Origin of the sequence: Rhodococcus sp. P-2, assembly GCF_016598535.1 — a bacterium.
In the GTDB taxonomy this organism is placed as follows: Bacteria; Actinomycetota; Actinomycetes; order Mycobacteriales; family Mycobacteriaceae; genus Rhodococcus_F; species Rhodococcus_F baikonurensis.
In genome coordinates this window covers 563,116-581,234 of the sequence record NZ_CP066779.1, presented here as the reverse complement: position 1 = coordinate 581,234, position 18,119 = coordinate 563,116, and the positions used below count along the sequence as shown (strand labels likewise).

The following is an 18,119-nucleotide window of genomic DNA, read 5'->3' as shown; positions in this document are numbered from 1 at the left end:
TCCGTCACACACTTTCAGGAGAACTGGCGATGACTACCGTGCCCAAGAACATTACCGACGCGATCATCCGGGACGTGACGTTGTACAGCGGCGGGCAATGGCTGACCGGCCGTGACGTCGTCGTCTCGAATGGGGTGGTCGAATCGATCGAGAAGTCGACCGGCACTGCCACACCTGGAGGTGTGGACGGATCGGGGGCGTATCTGATCCCTGGGTTCGTCAACACCCATACGCACCTTCAGCAGTCACTGATGCGTGGCATAGCCGAAGGGACACCGCTTCTCGAATGGCTACTCGCGGTCGCAGAAGAGTCGGTTCAGATCACGCCGGAGCGCGCATACGCGGCATCTGTCGCAGCCTCGCTGGAGGCATTGCGCAGCGGTACGACGACCCTGGTCGAACACATGTGGCCGCACCCGTCCAGCGAGGTTCACGATGCCGTGATCCGGGCGTTGCACGACACCGGAATTCGAGCCGTGCTGGGACGCGGAACCGCAGACCGGGCGGACAAGACGAGGAAGTGGGGCTTCGATCCGCGGCTCATGCAACCACTCGGAGATGTTCTCGCACATACGGATCAGATGATGCGCGACGTTGCCGGTTCCCGCGTCGACGTGGCGGTCGCGGTACCGAACCCGCGTTCGCTGACCCCGGAGGGGATGTCGGAAGTGCGTGAGTTTGCGCAGGCTCGCGACCTGACGGTCTCGATCCACCTGCTCGAGACGCAGACCGACAACGCGATGTGTACCGAACACGCGGGCGTGAACGCGGTCGACTACCTGGATTCCCATGGGTTTTTGTGGGACCGGGTGCTGGCGGTCCACTGCGTGGAACTAGACGACCGTGGTCAGAAGGTGCTGGCGGAGCGCGGCGTCGGAGTGTCGTACAACCCCGTCAGCAACATGCGCCTCGGTAGCGGAATCGCGCCCGTCCCGAGTTTCCTCGACGCGGGGATCGCGGTGGGGTTGGGTGTGGACGGCGCAGCCAGCAACGACACTCAGGACATGCTCGAGACGCTGCGCACCGGTGCCTATGTCCAGCGAGCCGCGCGCGGCCGCGCCGACCTGTTCGGCTTCGAGGCCATGATCGACATCGCATCCGGCGGTGCAAACGCAGCACTCGGTCTGCCGGCCAGGTCTGGCGGGATCTCCGTGGGCGATCCCGCCGACCTCACCATGATTCGGTTCGAACGTGACTTCGGCTGCCTCCCGGTGCGAGATCCGGGCGCGTCCATTCTCACGACGGGCAGTCGTCAGATCGTGGACACGGTGTTCGTTGCAGGCGAGGTCGTGCTCCGCGACGGGCACTCCACGCGCGTCGACGAGGCGGAATTGATCCGGACGCTCAGCGCTATGTGACCGTGCTCAGCCTTCGCTGATCTCCATCTCGATCAGGACGCGGCGCAACAGCTTTCCGGTGGCGTTGCGGGGAAGCTCGTCGATGAAGACGATCTCGCGGGGAACCTTGTAGCGCGCCAGATTCGACCGGACGTGATCCTTCAATTCCTCGGAGTTCTGGTCGGCGCCGTGAGCGACGACGACAAACGCTCGCAGGCGGTGACCGAAGTCGGCGTCCTCGACTCCGATGACTGCCGCTTCCAGGACATCCTCGCGGTCGGCGAGCAAGTTCTCGACTTCGAGCGGGTAGACGTTCTCGCCACCGGAAACGATCATGTCGTCGTCGCGGCCGTCGACGAAGAGGAGGCCGTTGGCGTCGAAGTGTCCGACGTCGCCGGTCGAGAGGAGTCCGTCGATACGTTCCTTGTCACGCCCGTCGGTGTATCCCTCGAAGCTCAGTCCGCTCGCGACGAAGATCCTGCCGATCGTGTGTGGGGTGGTGATCTTCTTGTTGTTCTCGTCGAACAGTTCGACGTGGCACGTCACCGGGGCTCGACCGGCGGTTCCCGGAGCGATGGTCAGATCCTCGGGTGTTGCGACCGTGGCCACTGCGACCTCGGTGGATCCGTACAGGTTGTAGAGGACGTACCCGAACGAGGCCGTGACTCGCTTGCACAGGTCGGGTGAGAGTGACGACCCTGCCGAGAAGATGATCTTCAGGTTCGACGTGTCGTACTGGGACAGCACTTCGGGACCGAGGTCGATGATGCGAGTGAGCATCGTCGGGACCACGACCAGACTGTCGCACTTGTACTGGGCGACAAGCTTGATCGTGTTCTCCGGATCGAACTTTCGATGCATGACGACGGTCTGGCCGAGTGCCAATGCGAGAGCGAACTGCGAGACGCCGGTTCCGTGGAAGGCGGGGGCCGCCATCATCATGGTTTGTCCGCGGCGCAACGGCACGCGGTCGAGGAATTGCGCCGACGCGAGAGGGGAGGTGTGGCCACGCGGCGCACCCTTGGGAGTTCCCGTAGTCCCGCTGGTGAGGAGGACGAAACCACCGTTCTTCTCGGGTGCCGGCACCGACGACGTGGTGCGTCCGGCGATGGCCTCGTCGAGAGTCGCTGCCGTGGAACCGTCAGCGGCCGTGCCCTCTGGCCAGGAACGATAGACGACGACGTCGTCGGGCAAGGCATCGGCGATGTCCGCGAACTCGTCGTCGTAGACGAAGGCGACCACCTTCTCCCGCGCGGCGACGTCCACGAGTTGGGGCCGTGCGAAGCCCGTGTTCATGAGAACGAGCTTTGTTCCGTTCTTCGCTGCCGCCAGCATGGTCAGGACCAAGCCTCGATGGTTACGGCACATCGCACCCATGACGGAGTCGGACGTGATGCCGTCGGCCTGCCACGCCCGGACCAACGCGTTGCTCTGACGCTCGAGCTCGGCATAGGTGATGGGTCCGCGTTCGTCGATGATCGCCACCGCGTCGTAGCCGCTCTCGGCGTGTGCATGGACCGGCCCGGCAAAGGGTCCGTACTTGTCCACGGCTGCAATGGATTTGAGCCCGCGATCGAGGCGAGGGAACGGGACGAGTCCGGCTCGGATCATGACCCCCGCCGCGCCGATGGTGTCAGTGACCTTGGTGACCAATCCGGGCATACGTGAACCTCTTCCGAGCGTCGTTGTAGGACTGATTACACACTAATGGGCAATCAGGTTTCGGTGGTGAAGTTTCACGATGGCGACCGAGCAGTCCGCCCCGCCACCTCGAAAGGTGGCGGGGCGGAGTGTGTCGGGATCGGGTCTGTGCGACCGTCACTGCAATTCGACCGTCACTTCAGTTCGGCGGACGACTTTCCGAGCAGGCGGCGTGCGACGATCAGCTGCTGGATCTGCTGGGTGCCCTCGAAGATGTCGAGAATCTTCGAGTCGCGGCCCCACTTCTCGAGCAACGGGCGTTGCGAGTAGCCGTAGGTGCCGGCCAACTCGACTGCCTTGAGTGTCACGTCGGTGCCGGTGCGGCCGGCCTTCGCCTTGGACATGGACGCTTCGAGCGAGTTCGGCTTCTTGTTGTCCGCCATCCACGCCGCGCGCAGAGACAGCAGGTACGCGGCCTCCCAATCGGCTTCCAAACGGATGAACTCGGCTGCAGCTGCATGCTGGTTGTAGACCGGTGTGTCGTAGGAGATCTCGACACCGGCTTCGGTCAGGATGCCGCGCAGTTCTTCGAGAGCTGCGCGTCCGACGCCGACCGCCATGGCTGCAACGAGGGGCCGGGTGTTGTCGAACGTCTGCATGACGCCGGCAAAGCCCTGCTCCACGTTGACCTCCGGGCTGCCGAGGATGTTGTCCGCGGGAATGCGGCAATCCTGGAGCAGGAGTACTGCGGTGTCGGAGGCCTTGATGCCCAGCTTGTGCTCGAGACGAGCAACGCTCAGGCCCGGTGCGTCACGCGGAACGACGAACGACTTGATGGCCGCTCGACCCTTCGACTTGTCGACCGACGCCCACACGACGATGTGCGTCGAACGCTCACCGGCGGTGACGAAGATCTTCTCGCCGTTGAGAACCCACTCGTCGCCGTCGAGAACGGCGGTGGTGGTCACTGCGGCGGAGTCGGAACCGAAACTCGGTTCGGTGATGGCCATCGACGCCCACACCTTGCCGAAACGTTCGAGCTGTTCGTCGGTGGACACTGCGGCGATCGCGGCGTTGCCGAGCCCCTGGTAGGGGATCGAGAGCATGAGTCCTACGTCGCCCCAAGATGTTTCGAGCGAGTTGAGGAGCGCAGACATGTTGCCGCCGTTGGCGTTGCCGCCCTTGGCGCTCGCGTCTGACCGTCCGCCACTGGCACCGCCGATGTCTCCACCGGAATCGGAGAGACCTTCGACCATGGCGGCCATGGTGTCGAGTTCGACGGGGTACTCGTGCTCAGCAAGATCGTACTTACGTGAGATGGGTCGGAAGATCTGCGCCGCGACCTGATGTGCCTGGTTCGCTGATGCTTTGAGCTTCTTGGGAAGTTCGAGGTTGATCATCGTGGTTCTCCTGGAAGTTCAGCGGCGTCAGATGAGGACGATGCCCTCGGCAACGCCGATGGCACGGAGGTCGCGGTACCAGCGCTCGACCGGGTGTTCCTTGGTGAAACCGTGTCCACCGAGGAGTTGCACACCGTCGAGGCCGATCTGCATGCCCTTCTCGGAAGCCAGCTTCCGGGCCAGAGCGGATTCGCGAGCGAAGGACAAGCCCTGCTCGGCGCGTGAAGCGCCGCGAAGCGTGACCAGACGCAGTCCGTCGAGTTCGATGCCGATGTTGGCGACCATGAATGCAACCGCCTGGCGGTGGCTGATCGGCTCGCCGAACGCTTCGCGCTCGTTGACGTACGGAATCACGTAGTCGAGAACTGCCTGGCTGGTTCCGACGGCCATGGACGCCCAACCGAGGCGGGCCAGTCGAATCGCGTCGGCATACTCGGCCTTGCGCTGATCGGCATCACCGTCGCCGAGCAGTGCGGACTCCGACACGGCGACGTCGGTGAGGATCAGGCGACCCAGACCGGCGGCGCGCAGACCCATGCTGGGATCTGCTTCGACGACGAGTCCCTTGGTGTCGGATTCGACGATGAAGAAGGACGGCTTGCCGTCGAGTTCTGCGGCGATGACGAAGAGTTCGGACGTAGCGGCGGCGGGCACCAAGCTCTTGACGCCGTTGAGCTTGTAGCCGCTGGGGGAGCGCACTGCCTTGGTCTGCAGGGCAAACGGATCGAACAGTGCGCGTGGTTCGTTGACCACCACTGCTGCGCCGGGGACCTGCTCGCCGGTGAAGGCCGGAAGGTAGGTCTTCTGCTGCGCGTCGGTGCCCCACTGCGTCAGTGCAACTGCAACGCCGCTGGGTGCGAGGATCGGAAGTGCAAGTCCCATGTCTCCGTGCGCAAGTGCTTCGGCAACAAGAGAATTGGTGACTGCGCCGCGATCGGCGGCTGCTCCGTCGAGTTCTTCGGGAACGTTGATCAGCGTGATACCGAGCTCGGCCGCGCGCTTGGAGAGATCGGCGGGGGCCTGCGCTGCGCCGTCGGCGTCGTGCGCTGCTGGACGCAGAATCTCGGCCGCGAACTCACGCACCGTCTCGACGATCATCTTCTGGTCGTCGTCCGGGGTGAGGTCGAAGTAGTCGGCGTTCTTGCTCGGGTTGTCGGGCAGGCGCTTGGGTGCACCGTTGCCCGAGACCTTCTGGAATCCGCGAGTCGCGGCACCGAGGGTTTTGAAGCCCGTCTTGGTGCCCTCGTAGGTCACGCGATCGATGGTCTGACGCAGATTGAACTTCTCGGCCAGTTCCGAACCGGTGATCTTGGTAAGCACACGCATGGCTGCGCCCATGGCGTCGCGTTTGATCGGGTTCAGGCCGACGGCGGACGTGTCGCGGGGCGCACCCTTGGCGCCGCCGCGCTGCGCGCCCGATTCGCTGCGCTGAGCGCTCTTGTCGGGGGCAACACTGTCTTGCTTGGTCATGATCACCAGCTGTTTCTCGGTGTTGGGGCGTTGGACGATTCTTATCTTACTCATCAGTAAGGTCTGTTGTCGAGAAACCGAGAAATGATGCGCGTCATAGGCTCGAGGGGTGAACCGGACAGAGGTGCCAGATCGGATACAGCGGTATGTGCGCTACGCACCGTTGGTGGTGGTCCCGTGCCTGTTGATCGCCAGCACGTATCCGGGGGAGTATCGAGTTCCTGTCAGCTACTGGATTCTGTCGATGCTGTCGGCGCTCGCCTTCGTCGTCGGCCGTCGATGGCCGGTCTTCGCGTCCCTGGTCATCTCGGCGCTGGCTGTTCCGATGTTCGTCGCCGACGCCTGGGGACTGTCCGAACTGGTCCCGTATCTCGGGGCGGTCGCCGTCGTCGACGTCACGATGCGGGCCGAGCGTAGAGAAACAGTTGCCGTATCGGCAGCAGGATGGTGCGGTTCGGTGCTCGCGGGGATCTGGTTCGAATCTCACGAAGCATTCTTCTCTGTCACCACGGCTGTGAAAGTGCTTGCCTACGTAGGGCTGCCGCTGCTCCTGGGGCTGTACCTGCGCTCGCAGCGTGAATTGGCCGCGAACAATCTTGCGCAGACCCGCGCTGCGGAGCGCAGTGCGCTTGCCCGCGAACTGCACGACCTGGTTGCACACCACATGGCATCGATCGTCCTGAGAATCGGCGTGGCTCAACATGTCTTGGCACCCCAAGACGAGGCCGTGCGCGAGGTCCTCGCGGATGTGCGTGGGACTGCGTCCGATGCGCTGGCCGATATCCGTCGCCTCCTGGTCGCCCTTCGTGATCCTTCGCTCGGTGAAGTCGCTCTGGTCGAGCCGGATGCCGTCGACGCGGAAATCGAGGCGGCGATAGATCGTGTGCGTGCGGCGGGTTTCGAGGTGCAGGCAGTCTTCGATACCCAGGGGAATGTCGGGTCAGGCGCAGCCGACCTCGACGCGATCGGGAGGCTGACGTTGTTGCGGGTGGTTCAGGAATCACTGACCAACGTCATGAAGCACGGCGACAAGAAGGGGCCGGTATCGGTCTCGGTCGGTCGCGACGACAACCGGGTGGACGTCAGAGTTGTCAACGACGTCGAGGGATCGCCCCGGAATGCAGGTCATGGCCTGGTGGGAATGCAGGAGCGCGCGGAGTTGGTCGGCGGCGAGATGACCGCCGGCACCAATAGTGACGGGAAATGGGAAGTGCACGTGAGTATTCCACTGGTCGTCTCGGGCGGTGTCTCGTGATCAGCGTGCTGATCGTCGACGACCAGCGACTGGTGCGCGCCGGTTTGCGGATGCTGTGCGCGGCAGCCGAGGACATGACCGTGGCCGGTGAGGCGTCGAACGGCGTCGATGCGGTAGCGCTCGCTGCGGAACTGGATCCCGACGTGATTCTGATGGACTTGAGAATGCCCGGGCTGGACGGGATCGGTGCCACGCAGCAGATCGTCAAGGCAGGTCGACGAGCGCGAATTCTCGTGCTGACCACCTTCGACGACGACGATCATCTGTATCCCGCACTCGCCGCGGGGGCTTCGGGATTCTTCGTCAAGGACACCGAACCCGCCGAGTTGCTCGGTGCCATTCGGCGGATCGCCGAGGGCGAGATGGTGTTCACTCCGGAACTTCTCCGCCGCGTCGTGGATCGAGCGGTGATCGGTGGTATCGCAGACACTGCTGTGACGGACAAGGTTCCGTTGACCGATCGCGAATCGCAGGTCCTCGCACTGGTGGCAGAAGGGAAGAGCAATCAGGAGATCGCGGACACGCTGCATCTCGGTGTGACCACGGTGAAGACGCACGTGGCGAACCTGATGTCGAAGACCGGTTGCGACAATCGGGTTCGCCTCGCCGTGTACCACTTGCAGAACTTTCAGTGACCGGAGTGCGAACCAGACGAAGGCATCGGCATGTCCATCTGCATCGGAGCCGCCTTCTGCCCCGGTTCGAGGACGAGGAATTGGCCCATCATCCCTTGGTCCTCGTGCATCAGCAGGTGGCAGTGGAACATGTACGGGAAGGTGGGATCGGTGTACTCGGACCACTGCAGTGCGACGCGAATCCTGCTGCCTGGCGGTGCGTAGACGGTGTCCTTGGGTCCGCGCAAGTGCGGCGGGGGAGTGCGACCGTCGACGTCGAGGATCTGGAACTGTACGTCGTGGACATGGAAATTGTGTGGCCAGTTGTCCTTGTTGGTGATCGTCCACACCTCGGCGGCGCCGACCTCGGCCTCGAAGTCGATGCGGTTCATGTCCATTCGTTGCCCGTTGATCATGTACCACTGCAGATCGAAGGTTCGGGACACGCTTGCCTTCGACGGATCCAGACGCGGCAGTACGACCAACTGCGCCGGGAGAGTCGACCGTGACGCGCGGCTGGCGACCCCCCGCAGCTCGACGATGTCGAAGCGGTCGTTCATGCCGAAGTTCTCTGCGTCGGAGGCGCTCACGCCGCCGCCGTCCTCGATCGGGAACGACACAAGTGTGGTCGTCGCGCCGGGGTCGACGCGAACCACGATCTCGGCTCGTTCGCCGGGGCTGAGCTGAATCCGCTTGATCGGAATCGGTGATTCGAGCAGTCCGCCGTCGGTGGCGATCAGATCGAACGTCCGGTCGTCGGGGAACCCCAGGTTGTAGAGACGGCCGGAGGAGCCGTTCAGAATGCGCAACCGGACGACCCCGGTGGTGACGTCGAGGTAGGCGTCGGAGATGCCGTTGGTGACGATCGTGTCGCCGAGCAGGCCGATGTCGGTCGGATCTGATTCGTCGAAATTACCGTCGGCGAGGAATCGACGGTCCTGGATTATCAGCGGAACATCGTCGACACCATAGGTTTTGGGGATGTCCAACGCCCGCGTGTCGGCATCGTCGATCAGGAACAGTCCGGCGAGACCGCGCTGCACGTGCCGCTCGGTGGATCCGTGCGGGTGTGGGTGATACCAGAGCGTCGAGGCAGACTGGCTGATCGTCCACGCCGGTTCCCAGCGTCCGCCGGCTTCGATGGTCTGGTGCGGGCCACCGTCGTATCTGGCGGGCAGATGCATGCCGTGCCAATGGACGGTCGTGGGCTCGGCCAGTGTGTTGTCGATCGTGAAAGCGACAGATTCTCCGCGTTCGGCACGGATGGTGGGTCCCAGGATGGATCCGTTGAAACCCCAAGTGTCGGTGAGTTTTCCCGCGACGACCTCGGTGGTTCCGGCACCGGCGCGGAGTGTGAAGTGGCGAATACCGGCGGGGTCGACGGTGGAGTCGGCCAGCGGCGGAATCGGTAGCGGACGCGAAGATCCGGACACTGCCAGCGTGGCGCTCTTCGCTGCTGGGTCGGCGCCGCAGCCCACCGTGAGCCCGAGGGGCGCGGCGGCCAGACCGAACAGAATCGTGCGCCTGGAAATCCGGTTCATCGTTCTCCTGGAAGTAGTGCGTGATCAACTACTTCCAGTCAACGGGTCGAGATGTCGTGCCGAATCCTGCCGACGGGCCTGACGGGACTCCTCCCTCGGACCCTTGCGACGGGTGGGATGTTCTGGTACGCGGTTGGTTACCTCAGGCGAGCAAGTACGTCCTCGTGCAGCAGTCCGTTGGTGGCGACCGCGCTCCCGCCGTGCGGACCCGCGCCGCCGTCCAGATCGGTGAACGCGCCGCCGGCCTCACGGACCAATACGTCGAGCGCTGCCAGATCCCACAGGGAAACCTCGGGTTCGGCAGCAATGTCGACGGCACCCTCCGCCACGAGGCAGTAGGAGAAGAAGTCCCCGTAACCGCGCACGCGCCACACATGGTCGGTGAGTTCGACGAACTGATCGCGAATTCCGCGGTCCTTCCACCCGGATAGGCTCGAGAAGCTCAGGCTCGCTGATTCGCTGCGGTCGACGGCGGATACCCGGATCGCCCGCGCGTCACCGTCCCCGAAGGACGTGTGAGCGCCCAAACCTGTTGCCGCCCACCATCGCCGATTCAGTGCGGGTGCGCTCACGACGCCCACAACCGGGACACCGTCCTCGAGCAAGCTGATCAGCGTGGCCCACACCGGCACGTTGCGGACGAAGTTCTTGGTCCCGTCGATGGGGTCGACCACCCACTGCCTGCCCTCGAAGACTGCGTCGCCGCCGAATTCTTCCCCCAGAACGGAATCTGCAGGGCGATGCTCACCGAGCGTCGCGCGCACCGCTCGCTCGACAGCCAGGTCGGCGTCGGAGACGGGGGTGAGGTCCGGCTTGTCGTCCACTCGAAGATCGAGTGCGCCGAAGCGGGCGCGAGTGATCGCGTCAGCCTCGTCGGCGATACGGAGGGCGAGTGCGAGGTCGGATGCGCGATCGGTCACGGGTACACAACCTACCGGCTCAATCGGGGAGAACCTCGTTCAGCTTTCCGGTGGCGACGTCGAAGACGAATCCGCGTAGGGAGGTCGTCGCGGTGACGAACGGACTGTTCTCGATACGCTTCAACGACTGACGAACGTCCTCGTCGATGTCCGGGAACGATTCGGCAGCCCAGTTGGGTTTGATGCCGATCTCGTCCTGGATGGATCGCTTGAAGTCGTCGTCGGTGAACGTCAGCATCCCGCAGTCGGTGTGATGAATGAGGATGATCTCGGTGGTTCCCAGCAGACGCTGGCTGATGGCCAGGGAACGGATTTCGTCGTCGGTGACGACTCCACCCGCATTGCGGATGACGTGCGATTCACCTTCCTTGATTCCCAGCACCCGATAGACGTCGAGACGCGCGTCCATGCACGCGAGAACGGCAACGTGTCGGCTGGGTGGGAGGGGGAGCGGTCCGGTGAACTGCTCGGCGTAGGCGGCGTTGTTCTGCAGGTATTCGTCGGTGACAGTCATCGTTCCAGTAGGTTCCCTCGGAGGGACGTTGGCAAGGCTTCCAGTCCCGGTGATCCCAATACGTGACGGACGGGGCGAGCCGAGAGGGTGACGCACGGCAGAGCCCAGGTCGGCACCCGGTAGCCTTGAGAACCGTGCATCCCGACGTAATTGCAGACCTGAACGCCCTCGACACCACCCTTCGCACCTGCGAATCGGTTGTGGACGTCGAGGAGCTGCGCCGACGCATCGACGAGCTCGAGCACCAGGCAGCCGACCCGGGTCTGTGGAACGACCAGGAACACGCCCAGCAGGTCACTAGCCAGCTCTCCCACGCTCAGGCCGAACTGCGCCGGATCGTGGCACTGCGCGAGCGACTCGACGAGATGCCGATCCTCTACGAACTGGCAGAAGACGAAGGCCCTGACGCAGTGGCCGATGCCGACGCCGAACGGGCCAGCCTGCGTGACGACATCGCGGCGATGGAAGTCAAGACCATGCTCTCGGGCGAGTACGACGAGCGCGACGCACTCATCAACATCCGCTCGGGTGCCGGCGGTATCGACGCTGCCGACTGGGCCGAGATGCTCATGCGCATGTACATCCGCTGGGCGGAGAAGCACGACTACGGCGTCGAGGTCTACGACACGTCGTACGCCGAAGAGGCCGGACTCAAGAGCGCGACGTTCGCGATCAAGGGCCCGTACACGTACGGCACGCTGTCCGTCGAGATGGGCACCCACCGGCTCGTTCGCATCAGCCCCTTCGACAACCAGGGGCGTCGCCAGACGTCGTTCGCCGAGGTCGAGGTCCTGCCCGTCGTCGAGACCACCGACCACATCGAGATCAACGAGAACGACATCCGCGTCGACGTCTACCGCTCGTCCGGTCCCGGTGGACAGTCCGTGAACACGACGGACTCCGCTGTTCGACTCACACACATCCCGACCGGAATCGTCGTCACCTGTCAGAACGAGAAGTCGCAGCTCCAGAACAAGGTGTCGGCGATGCGCGTCCTGCAGGCCAAGCTGCTCGCGGTCAAGCGTCAGGAAGAGCGCGCCGAGATGGATGCGCTCAAGGGCGACAGCGGCAGCTCGTGGGGTAACCAGATGCGCTCCTACGTTCTGCATCCGTACCAGATGGTCAAGGACCTGCGTACCGAGTACGAGGTCAACAACCCGTCGGCAGTGCTCGACGGCGACATCGACGGGTTCCTCGAGGCCGGCATCCGCTGGCGCATGAGCGAGAACCAGTCCGCATAGCGTTCGGATACCGAAAGGCACGATGACTTTACTCAGACCTGGGCAGAACCTGCTCGATTGGCTTCAAACCACCGGTTTGTCAGTCCTCATGACCGTGCTCGGCGCGATGATTCTCGCCCGGCTGGTCAGTTGGGGAGGCAACAAGGTCACCGACCAGATCGACTCCAACTATCAGTTGGGCGATGCGCTGGTTCGCTCCGAGGCGACCAAGCATCGTCACTCGGTCGCGCAGGTGATCACCTGGGTGGTCATCACGTTCATCTACGTGATCGCGACGCTGAAGGTTCTCGACCAACTGAACCTGCCGATCGGAAGTCTCGTGGCGCCGGCAACTGTTCTCGGTGCGGCGCTCGGTTTCGGTGCTCAACGCGTCGTGCAGGACATCCTTGCCGGCTTCTTCATCATCACCGAACGCCAGTACGGTTTCGGTGACACCGTCCGGCTTGCGATCACCGGCTCCTCCGACGACGCCGAAGGCGTTATCGAGGACGTGACCCTGCGCGTGACGCGGATGCGAAACTCCGACGGCGAGGTCATCACCGTTCCCAACGGCCAGATCGTGAAAGCGACCAACCTGTCCAAGGATTGGGCACGCGCCGTCATCGACGTGCCGGTTCCGGCGACCGCGGACCTCACCCGAGTCAACGAGGTGCTTCGCCAGGTCGGAGTCGACGCGATGGCCGACCGTGGACTCAAGAAACTTCTGCTCGACGAGCCCACCGTCATGGGCGTCGAAAGCCTCGAGGTCGATCAGGTCAACGTGCGGATGGTCGCGCGAACGCTCCCTGGCAAACAGTTCCAGGTCGGACGCGCTCTTCGTGTCCGCGTCGCCGCGGCACTGCGACGACAGGGGATCACGGTGTCACCGGATCTGCACACCGCACGGACCGAGGAGGCGAGCGAATGACCGATCAGGAACCGCGCCGCGGACTCGACCGACTGTTTCACCTGGACTGGCTTCCGTCACGGCTCTTCGGTGGCCGGATGCGAACGTCGACCTTCATCCTCATCGTGGCGTGGCTGGCGACGTATCTGTTGCATACGTACCTCAATCCTGAGGAACAGCCCGCAGCCACACCACCGCCCAGCGTGGACACGTCGCAGACCGAGCCGTACGTCGCTCCGTCGGTCAAACCGTCGACGACCACCCCCGTGCCGTCCTCGACCGAGCCGACGACCACATCCGAGACTCCGTCCGCGGAATCGAGCACGGGCAGTTCCGGTTCGCCGACGCCGACGTCGGGTCCCGCTCCGGCTCCGGGAAACGCCGAACAGTCCGCAACCACAGTGCCGACCACTCCGGCGACAACGACCGTCCCGCAACCTGGCGCGGCAATGCAGGCACCGACGTCGGTGCCGCAGTCACCTGAGACCACCGGTACCGGATAAGGACGAGGCTCGTCGCGCGTGGCGCCAAGGTCACCGTTAGATAACGGCTAGACTGGCTAGTTGTGATCAGCATGAAGAATGTGTCGAAGTCCTACAAGGCCTCCACCAGGCCGGCGCTCGACAAAGTCAGTGTGGAGGTGGAGAAGGGGGAGTTCGTCTTCCTCATCGGCCCCTCCGGCTCTGGCAAGTCGACGTTCATGCGATTGCTGCTCAAGATGGAGTCGCCCACGTCCGGCGATATCGAGGTCGCGGATTTCCACGTCAACAAGCTGGCGGCTCGCCGTGTGCCGAAGCTTCGTCAGAGCATGGGCTGTGTGTTCCAGGACTTCCGGTTGCTTCAGCAGAAGACGGTCTCCGAGAACGTGGCCTTCGCCCTGGAGGTCATCGGCAAACCCCGCAACGTCATCGCGCGCACTGTGCCCGAGGTCCTCGACATGGTCGGGCTGGCCGGAAAAGCCGATCGACTGCCCACCGAACTTTCCGGCGGTGAACAACAGCGCGTCGCCATCGCCCGCGCATTCGTGAACCGCCCGCTCGTGCTGCTCGCCGACGAGCCCACCGGCAACCTGGACCCCGAAACGAGCCAGGACATCATGCTGCTGCTCGAGCGGATCAACCGCACGGGTACCACCGTCGTGATGGCGACCCACGACCACCACATCGTCGACTCCATGCGTCGACGCGTCATCGAACTCGATCTCGGCAAGGTGACCAGAGACGAAGCGCGGGGTGTGTACGGCGTCGGCAGGTAGCGCCGACTACGACCACACGTCCCGTACGCCCACCGGTTGTCGTGAAACAACCGGCCTCTCGAAAAGGAATCGGATTCCCCGATGCGCGCCAGCTTTATTTTCAGTGAAGTCCTGACCGGCCTACGCCGCAACATCACGATGACCATCGCCATGATCTTGACGACGGCGATCTCCCTCGGCCTCTTCGGCGGTGGTCTGCTGGTCGTGCAGATGGCAGGCAAGACCCAGCAGATCTTCCTCGAACGCGTCGAGGTGCAGATCTTCCTGACCGACGACATCTCTTCGGCCGATCCCGGTTGCGAGCAGGAGATCTGCAGTTCGTTGCGCAAGGAACTCGAGCAGACGCCGTCCGTTGTCGCCGTTCAGTACCTCAACCGCGAAGACGCCGTGAAGGACGCCACCGAGCGCGTGTTCAAGGACCAGCCCGAGCTGGCAGCGCTGGTGAGCCCGGACAGCTTCCCGGCGTCGTTCAAGGTCAAGCTCAGTGACCCGGAGCGATTCGGCGTCATCAACGACACCTTCGGTTCGCGGCCCGGCGTCGAGAGTGTGCTCAATCAGCGCGAGTTGGTGGACCGACTCTTCAGCGTGCTGGGCGGAGTGCGCAACGCAGCGTTCGCGATCGCGATCGTCCAGGCGATCGCGGCCATCCTGCTGATCGCCAACATGGTCCAGATCGCGGCGTTCACGCGTCGTACCGAGGTCAACATCATGCGATTGGTCGGCGCGACGCGGTGGTACACCCAGCTTCCGTTCCTCCTCGAAGCCGTCGTTGCAGCCTTGATCGGTGCGGTGCTCGCCATCGCCGGACTGTTCACGGCGAAGAACGTCTTCATCGACGGGGTCCTGTCCGACGTCTACGAAGCCAACATCGTGGCGCGGATCTCCAACAGTGACGTGCTGTTCGTCTCGCCGATCCTCGTGCTTGCCGGTGTCGGTATGGCAGCGGTGACGGCGTACGTGACGCTGCGTCTGTACGTCCGCGAATAATCGGTTTGCACGAGCTTCTATGCTGGAACTGTATTTGACGGTAGGACAGTATTCGACAGCAAGACAGCGGACTGAGAGGCCCGGACAGTGAAGGAAAAGGGCCGCAAGGTCATTGCGACCAATCGCAAAGCACGTCACAACTACACGATCATCGACACCTACGAGGCCGGTATCGCGCTCGTCGGGACCGAGGTCAAGAGTCTGCGCGAAGGCAAGGCGTCGCTCGTCGACGCGTTCGCCACCGTGGACAACGGCGAAGTGTGGTTGCGCTCGTTGCACATTCCCGAGTACACGCAAGGTACGTGGAACAACCATTCGCCGCGTCGTACCCGAAAGCTCCTGCTGCACAAGCGTGAGATCGAGCACCTCGTCGGCAAGACCCGCGAGGGAAACCAGACACTGGTCCCGCTGTCGATGTACTTCAACGACGGCAAGGTCAAGGTCGAACTCGCGCTGGCAAAGGGTAAGCAGGACTACGACAAGCGCCAGGACATGGCCAAGCGCACCGCCGAGCGCGAGGTGACCCGCGAGCTCGGTCGTCGTATCAAGGGCATGCGCTGACCTCCATCCTGCTTGCCCTCGTGGCGGCAGTTGCCTACGGAGTCAGCGACTTCGTCGGCGGAGTTGCGTCACGACGAGTTGCCGCACTCCGTGTGGTGATCGTCTCGTATCCGCTCTCGCTCGTCATCGTTCTGATCGCAGCACCTTTCGTTTCCGGCACGTTGACGCTGAACGGTTTGATCTGGGGCGCGATCGCGGGCGTCACGAGTGGTCTGGCGGTGTGGTGGTTCTATCTCGCCTTGGCGACCGGACCTATGTCTGTGGTCTCACCGCTGACAGCTGTTCTGGTGGCGGGTATTCCGGTGCTCGTCGGATTCGCCTTCGGCGAGCGGCCGGGGCTGATCGCGTACCTGGGTATCGCCGTCGCGCTGGTCGCCGTCGTCCTGGTCAGCCGCGAGTCGCCTGACGACACCGCGGGTGAGGTTGCCGGCGGAATCACTCTCCGCTTCACCAGACAGGTGGCGTTTCTGACGGTCGGAAGCGGTGGTGCATTTGCACTCTCGTTCATCGCACTTCACCAGATCGGCGAGGGCAGCGGGCTGTGGGCGTTGGCCGTGTCGCGGGGCGCCGCGACCGTCGTGGTGTGGTTGGTCGCGCTGGCGGCCGGTCACTTCGTTCTCCCACGAGGCGAGCCACTCAAGCTCGCGGTGTACGTCAGCGTCCTCGACGTCGTCGCGAACGGGACGATGATCTACGCCTTCCAAGGTGGAATGCTTTCACTGGTCAGTGTGATCGGTTCGCTGTATCCGGCTGCGACGGTTCTGCTCGCCATGGTGATGCTGGGCGAGCGGGTAAGCCGCGTGCAACAAGCGGGAATGCTGTTGGCGCTGGCGGCAGTCGGCATGATTGCCGTTGCGGGCGCCTGATTCGGTCCTGGCAGTTCAACCGCGTCTGTCGGCCGGCGCTGCGCGTAGGTGAACACGCTCGCCCTGCTTCCCGAAGAGACTGATCGCCTCGGCAGGTCGGCCGTCGGCAGCGCTGATGCGGTGCGGAATGTGGGTGTCGAACTCGGCGGCCTCGCCTGCCCCCATGATGAAATCGCGGTCGCCGAGTTGGAGTCTGATGCGCCCGGACAGAACGTAGACCCACTCGTAGCCCTCGTGGGATCCCGGCTCGCGATCGTCGTCGGTGGGGGAGATGATCATCTTGTAGGCCTGGAGGTTGCCAGGCTGACTCGTCAGCGGAATGACCGTCATGCATCCGACCGTTCGCGGTTCTTCTCGAACGCGGGGGTCTTTGATCTTGCTGTTCACCAGGTCGTCCAACGGGACGCCGTGTGCCTTGGCGATCGGCAGCAGCAACTCCAAGTTGGCTCGGCGAGTACCGGATTCGAGTCTCGACAGTGTGCTGACGCTGATGTCGGTGGTCTCCGACAGGTCGGCCAGGGTCATGTCGGACTGCTGGCGCAACGCACGTAGGCGAGGGCCGATGCCGGCTAGAACGGCTTCGAACGATGTTTCGGTCATTCAACCATTTTGCCAAAACGGCAACAGTGTTTGTCAAGACTGCGATCTCTTGTCATTCTGGATTCATGACGCAGAACTCATTCGACGTAGCAGTAATCGGAGCCGGCGCGGCAGGGCTGAACGCCGCACTCATCCTTGGTCAGGCGCGCAGGTCCGTGATCGTCTTCGACAACGGCTCACCACGGAACGCGGCCGCCGATCACATGAACGGATTCCTCTCCCGCGACGGCATGAACCCCGCCGAATTGCTGACCATCGGCCGAGGTGAAGTCCGCAAATTCGGCGGCGAGTTCCATGACGGCACAGTCGTCTCCGTGACACGGGACAGCGAGGATCTTTCGGCCGATTTCTCCGTCGAACTCGCTGACGGCAGCAAGATTCAGGTGCGCAAAGTCCTTGTTGCCACAGGTCTGACGGACCGTCTGCCGGTCGAGCTCGAAGTCTTCGGCGAGCGTTGGGGCCGCGATGTGTTGCACTGCCCGTACTGCCACGGGTACGGCGTGCGTGATCAGCCGCTTGGCGTGATCGCCAAGAGTGCGGAATTTGCGATGCACCAGGCGCTCATGGTTCGCCAGTGGTCCGACGACGTGGTTCTCTTCCTCCATCGAATCACCGAACTGGGTTCCGAGGACCGGGAAAAGCTTGCAGCTCGAGGTATTTCGATCGTCGAGGGTGAGGTCGCCGGTCCCGTCGTCGAGGACGATCGGTTGGTGGGCGTGCGTTTGGCCGACAGCACTGTGGTCGCGCGTTCGGCGGTCTTTGTCGGTGGCGCCCTCACGATGGACCCCAACGATGCGATCTTGCGCGCATTCGGCGCATCGCGCGCCGAGACGATGATGGGCGATTTCGTGACGGTCGACATGATGGGGGCCACAAGCGTGCCCGGGGTGTTCGCCGCGGGCAACGTCGTCGACCCAGGTGCCCAGGTCATCATGGCCGCGGCCGCCGGGGCGAAGGCCGGAGCGGGCATCAACATGATGTTGACCAACGACGACCTCGAGGTTGCACTCGCGCTTCGCAGTTGAATTCTG

Annotated in this window: 18 protein-coding genes; 11 read left to right on the top strand and 7 right to left on the bottom strand. The window is 63.5% G+C overall.

Translation table 11 applies throughout. From position 1 onward, the window contains the following. The first annotated feature begins 29 nt into the window (after window positions 1-29). On the top strand, window positions 30-1,358 hold the full coding sequence (locus I7X09_RS02760; protein ID WP_200315463.1) for an amidohydrolase family protein: 1,329 nt from the start codon (window positions 30-32) through the stop codon (window positions 1,356-1,358). A 6-nt stretch (window positions 1,359-1,364) separates the two neighbouring features. Here the strand turns inward: I7X09_RS02760 and I7X09_RS02755 are convergent, their stop codons facing one another. From I7X09_RS02755 to I7X09_RS02745, 3 genes are all read right to left on the bottom strand, one after another. Continuing rightward, window positions 1,365-2,999, bottom strand: coding sequence for an acyl-CoA synthetase (locus tag I7X09_RS02755; RefSeq protein WP_095969144.1), 1,635 nt, complete (start codon window positions 2,997-2,999; stop codon window positions 1,365-1,367). A 173-nt stretch (window positions 3,000-3,172) separates the two neighbouring features. Further along, on the bottom strand, window positions 3,173-4,378 hold the full coding sequence (locus tag I7X09_RS02750; RefSeq protein ID WP_003942363.1) for an acyl-CoA dehydrogenase family protein: 1,206 nt from the start codon (window positions 4,376-4,378) through the stop codon (window positions 3,173-3,175). Between the two features lie 27 nt (window positions 4,379-4,405). After that, window positions 4,406-5,854: an acyl-CoA dehydrogenase family protein gene (locus tag I7X09_RS02745; protein WP_124566575.1), complete on the bottom strand. Its 1,449-nt coding sequence runs from the start codon at window positions 5,852-5,854 to the stop codon at window positions 4,406-4,408. A gap of 103 nt (window positions 5,855-5,957) precedes the next feature. Here I7X09_RS02745 and I7X09_RS02740 point away from each other — a divergent pair, with 103 nt between their 5' ends. Further along, the gene (locus I7X09_RS02740) at window positions 5,958-7,103 is read left to right on the top strand and encodes a sensor histidine kinase (protein WP_234036781.1); all 1,146 of its coding nucleotides are present in this window, start codon (window positions 5,958-5,960) and stop codon (window positions 7,101-7,103) included. Further along, the gene (locus I7X09_RS02735; RefSeq protein WP_200315456.1) at window positions 7,100-7,738 is read left to right on the top strand and encodes a response regulator; all 639 of its coding nucleotides are present in this window, start codon (window positions 7,100-7,102) and stop codon (window positions 7,736-7,738) included. Before I7X09_RS02740 ends, I7X09_RS02735 begins: the two co-directional genes overlap by 4 nt. Here the strand turns inward: I7X09_RS02735 and I7X09_RS02730 are convergent. The 3 genes from I7X09_RS02730 to I7X09_RS02720 form a co-directional block, all read right to left on the bottom strand. After that, window positions 7,732-9,258: a multicopper oxidase family protein gene (locus I7X09_RS02730; protein ID WP_200315454.1), complete on the bottom strand. Its 1,527-nt coding sequence runs from the start codon at window positions 9,256-9,258 to the stop codon at window positions 7,732-7,734. The two genes, I7X09_RS02735 and I7X09_RS02730, sit on opposite strands and share 7 nt — an antisense overlap. A gap of 137 nt (window positions 9,259-9,395) precedes the next feature. Then, the gene (hisN, locus tag I7X09_RS02725) at window positions 9,396-10,178 is read right to left on the bottom strand and encodes a histidinol-phosphatase (protein WP_200315447.1); all 783 of its coding nucleotides are present in this window, start codon (window positions 10,176-10,178) and stop codon (window positions 9,396-9,398) included. A gap of 19 nt (window positions 10,179-10,197) precedes the next feature. Further along, window positions 10,198-10,692 (bottom strand): beta-class carbonic anhydrase, encoded by a 495-nt coding sequence (locus I7X09_RS02720; protein ID WP_095969149.1) that lies wholly within the window; start codon window positions 10,690-10,692, stop codon window positions 10,198-10,200. A 134-nt stretch (window positions 10,693-10,826) separates the two neighbouring features. Here I7X09_RS02720 and prfB point away from each other — a divergent pair, with 134 nt between their 5' ends. From prfB to I7X09_RS02685, 7 genes are all read left to right on the top strand, one after another. Continuing rightward, entirely contained in the window at window positions 10,827-11,933 is a 1,107-nt protein-coding gene (prfB, locus tag I7X09_RS02715; RefSeq protein WP_003942364.1) for a peptide chain release factor 2, read from the top strand. 22 nt (window positions 11,934-11,955) lie between these two features. Continuing rightward, window positions 11,956-12,840 (top strand): mechanosensitive ion channel family protein, encoded by an 885-nt coding sequence (locus I7X09_RS02710; RefSeq protein WP_019747849.1) that lies wholly within the window; start codon window positions 11,956-11,958, stop codon window positions 12,838-12,840. Beyond that, the gene (locus I7X09_RS02705) at window positions 12,837-13,322 is read left to right on the top strand and encodes a hypothetical protein (protein ID WP_200315445.1); all 486 of its coding nucleotides are present in this window, start codon (window positions 12,837-12,839) and stop codon (window positions 13,320-13,322) included. Before I7X09_RS02710 ends, I7X09_RS02705 begins: the two co-directional genes overlap by 4 nt. 71 nt (window positions 13,323-13,393) lie before the next feature. Continuing rightward, complete coding sequence (gene ftsE / locus I7X09_RS02700; protein WP_020969258.1) at window positions 13,394-14,074, top strand: cell division ATP-binding protein FtsE; 681 nt, start codon at window positions 13,394-13,396, stop codon at window positions 14,072-14,074. A gap of 81 nt (window positions 14,075-14,155) precedes the next feature. Further along, window positions 14,156-15,061 (top strand): permease-like cell division protein FtsX, encoded by a 906-nt coding sequence (ftsX, locus tag I7X09_RS02695; protein ID WP_003942367.1) that lies wholly within the window; start codon window positions 14,156-14,158, stop codon window positions 15,059-15,061. An 87-nt stretch (window positions 15,062-15,148) separates the two neighbouring features. Continuing rightward, window positions 15,149-15,622 carry an SsrA-binding protein SmpB gene (gene smpB / locus I7X09_RS02690; RefSeq protein ID WP_003942330.1) on the top strand — a complete coding sequence of 158 codons (474 nt, stop codon included), beginning with the start codon at window positions 15,149-15,151 and terminating at the stop codon, window positions 15,620-15,622. 20 nt (window positions 15,623-15,642) lie between these two features. Beyond that, window positions 15,643-16,488 (top strand): DMT family transporter, encoded by an 846-nt coding sequence (locus I7X09_RS02685; protein WP_234036780.1) that lies wholly within the window; start codon window positions 15,643-15,645, stop codon window positions 16,486-16,488. Window positions 16,489-16,503: 15 nt separating this feature from the next. Here the strand turns inward: I7X09_RS02685 and I7X09_RS02680 are convergent, their stop codons facing one another. After that, window positions 16,504-17,088 carry a helix-turn-helix domain-containing protein gene (locus I7X09_RS02680; protein WP_007731290.1) on the bottom strand — a complete coding sequence of 195 codons (585 nt, stop codon included), beginning with the start codon at window positions 17,086-17,088 and terminating at the stop codon, window positions 16,504-16,506. Between the two features lie 65 nt (window positions 17,089-17,153). Between I7X09_RS02680 and I7X09_RS02675 the strand changes: the two genes are divergently transcribed. Further along, window positions 17,154-18,113, top strand: coding sequence for an NAD(P)/FAD-dependent oxidoreductase (locus tag I7X09_RS02675; protein ID WP_166809731.1), 960 nt, complete (start codon window positions 17,154-17,156; stop codon window positions 18,111-18,113). Window positions 18,114-18,119: the final 6 nt, after the last annotated feature.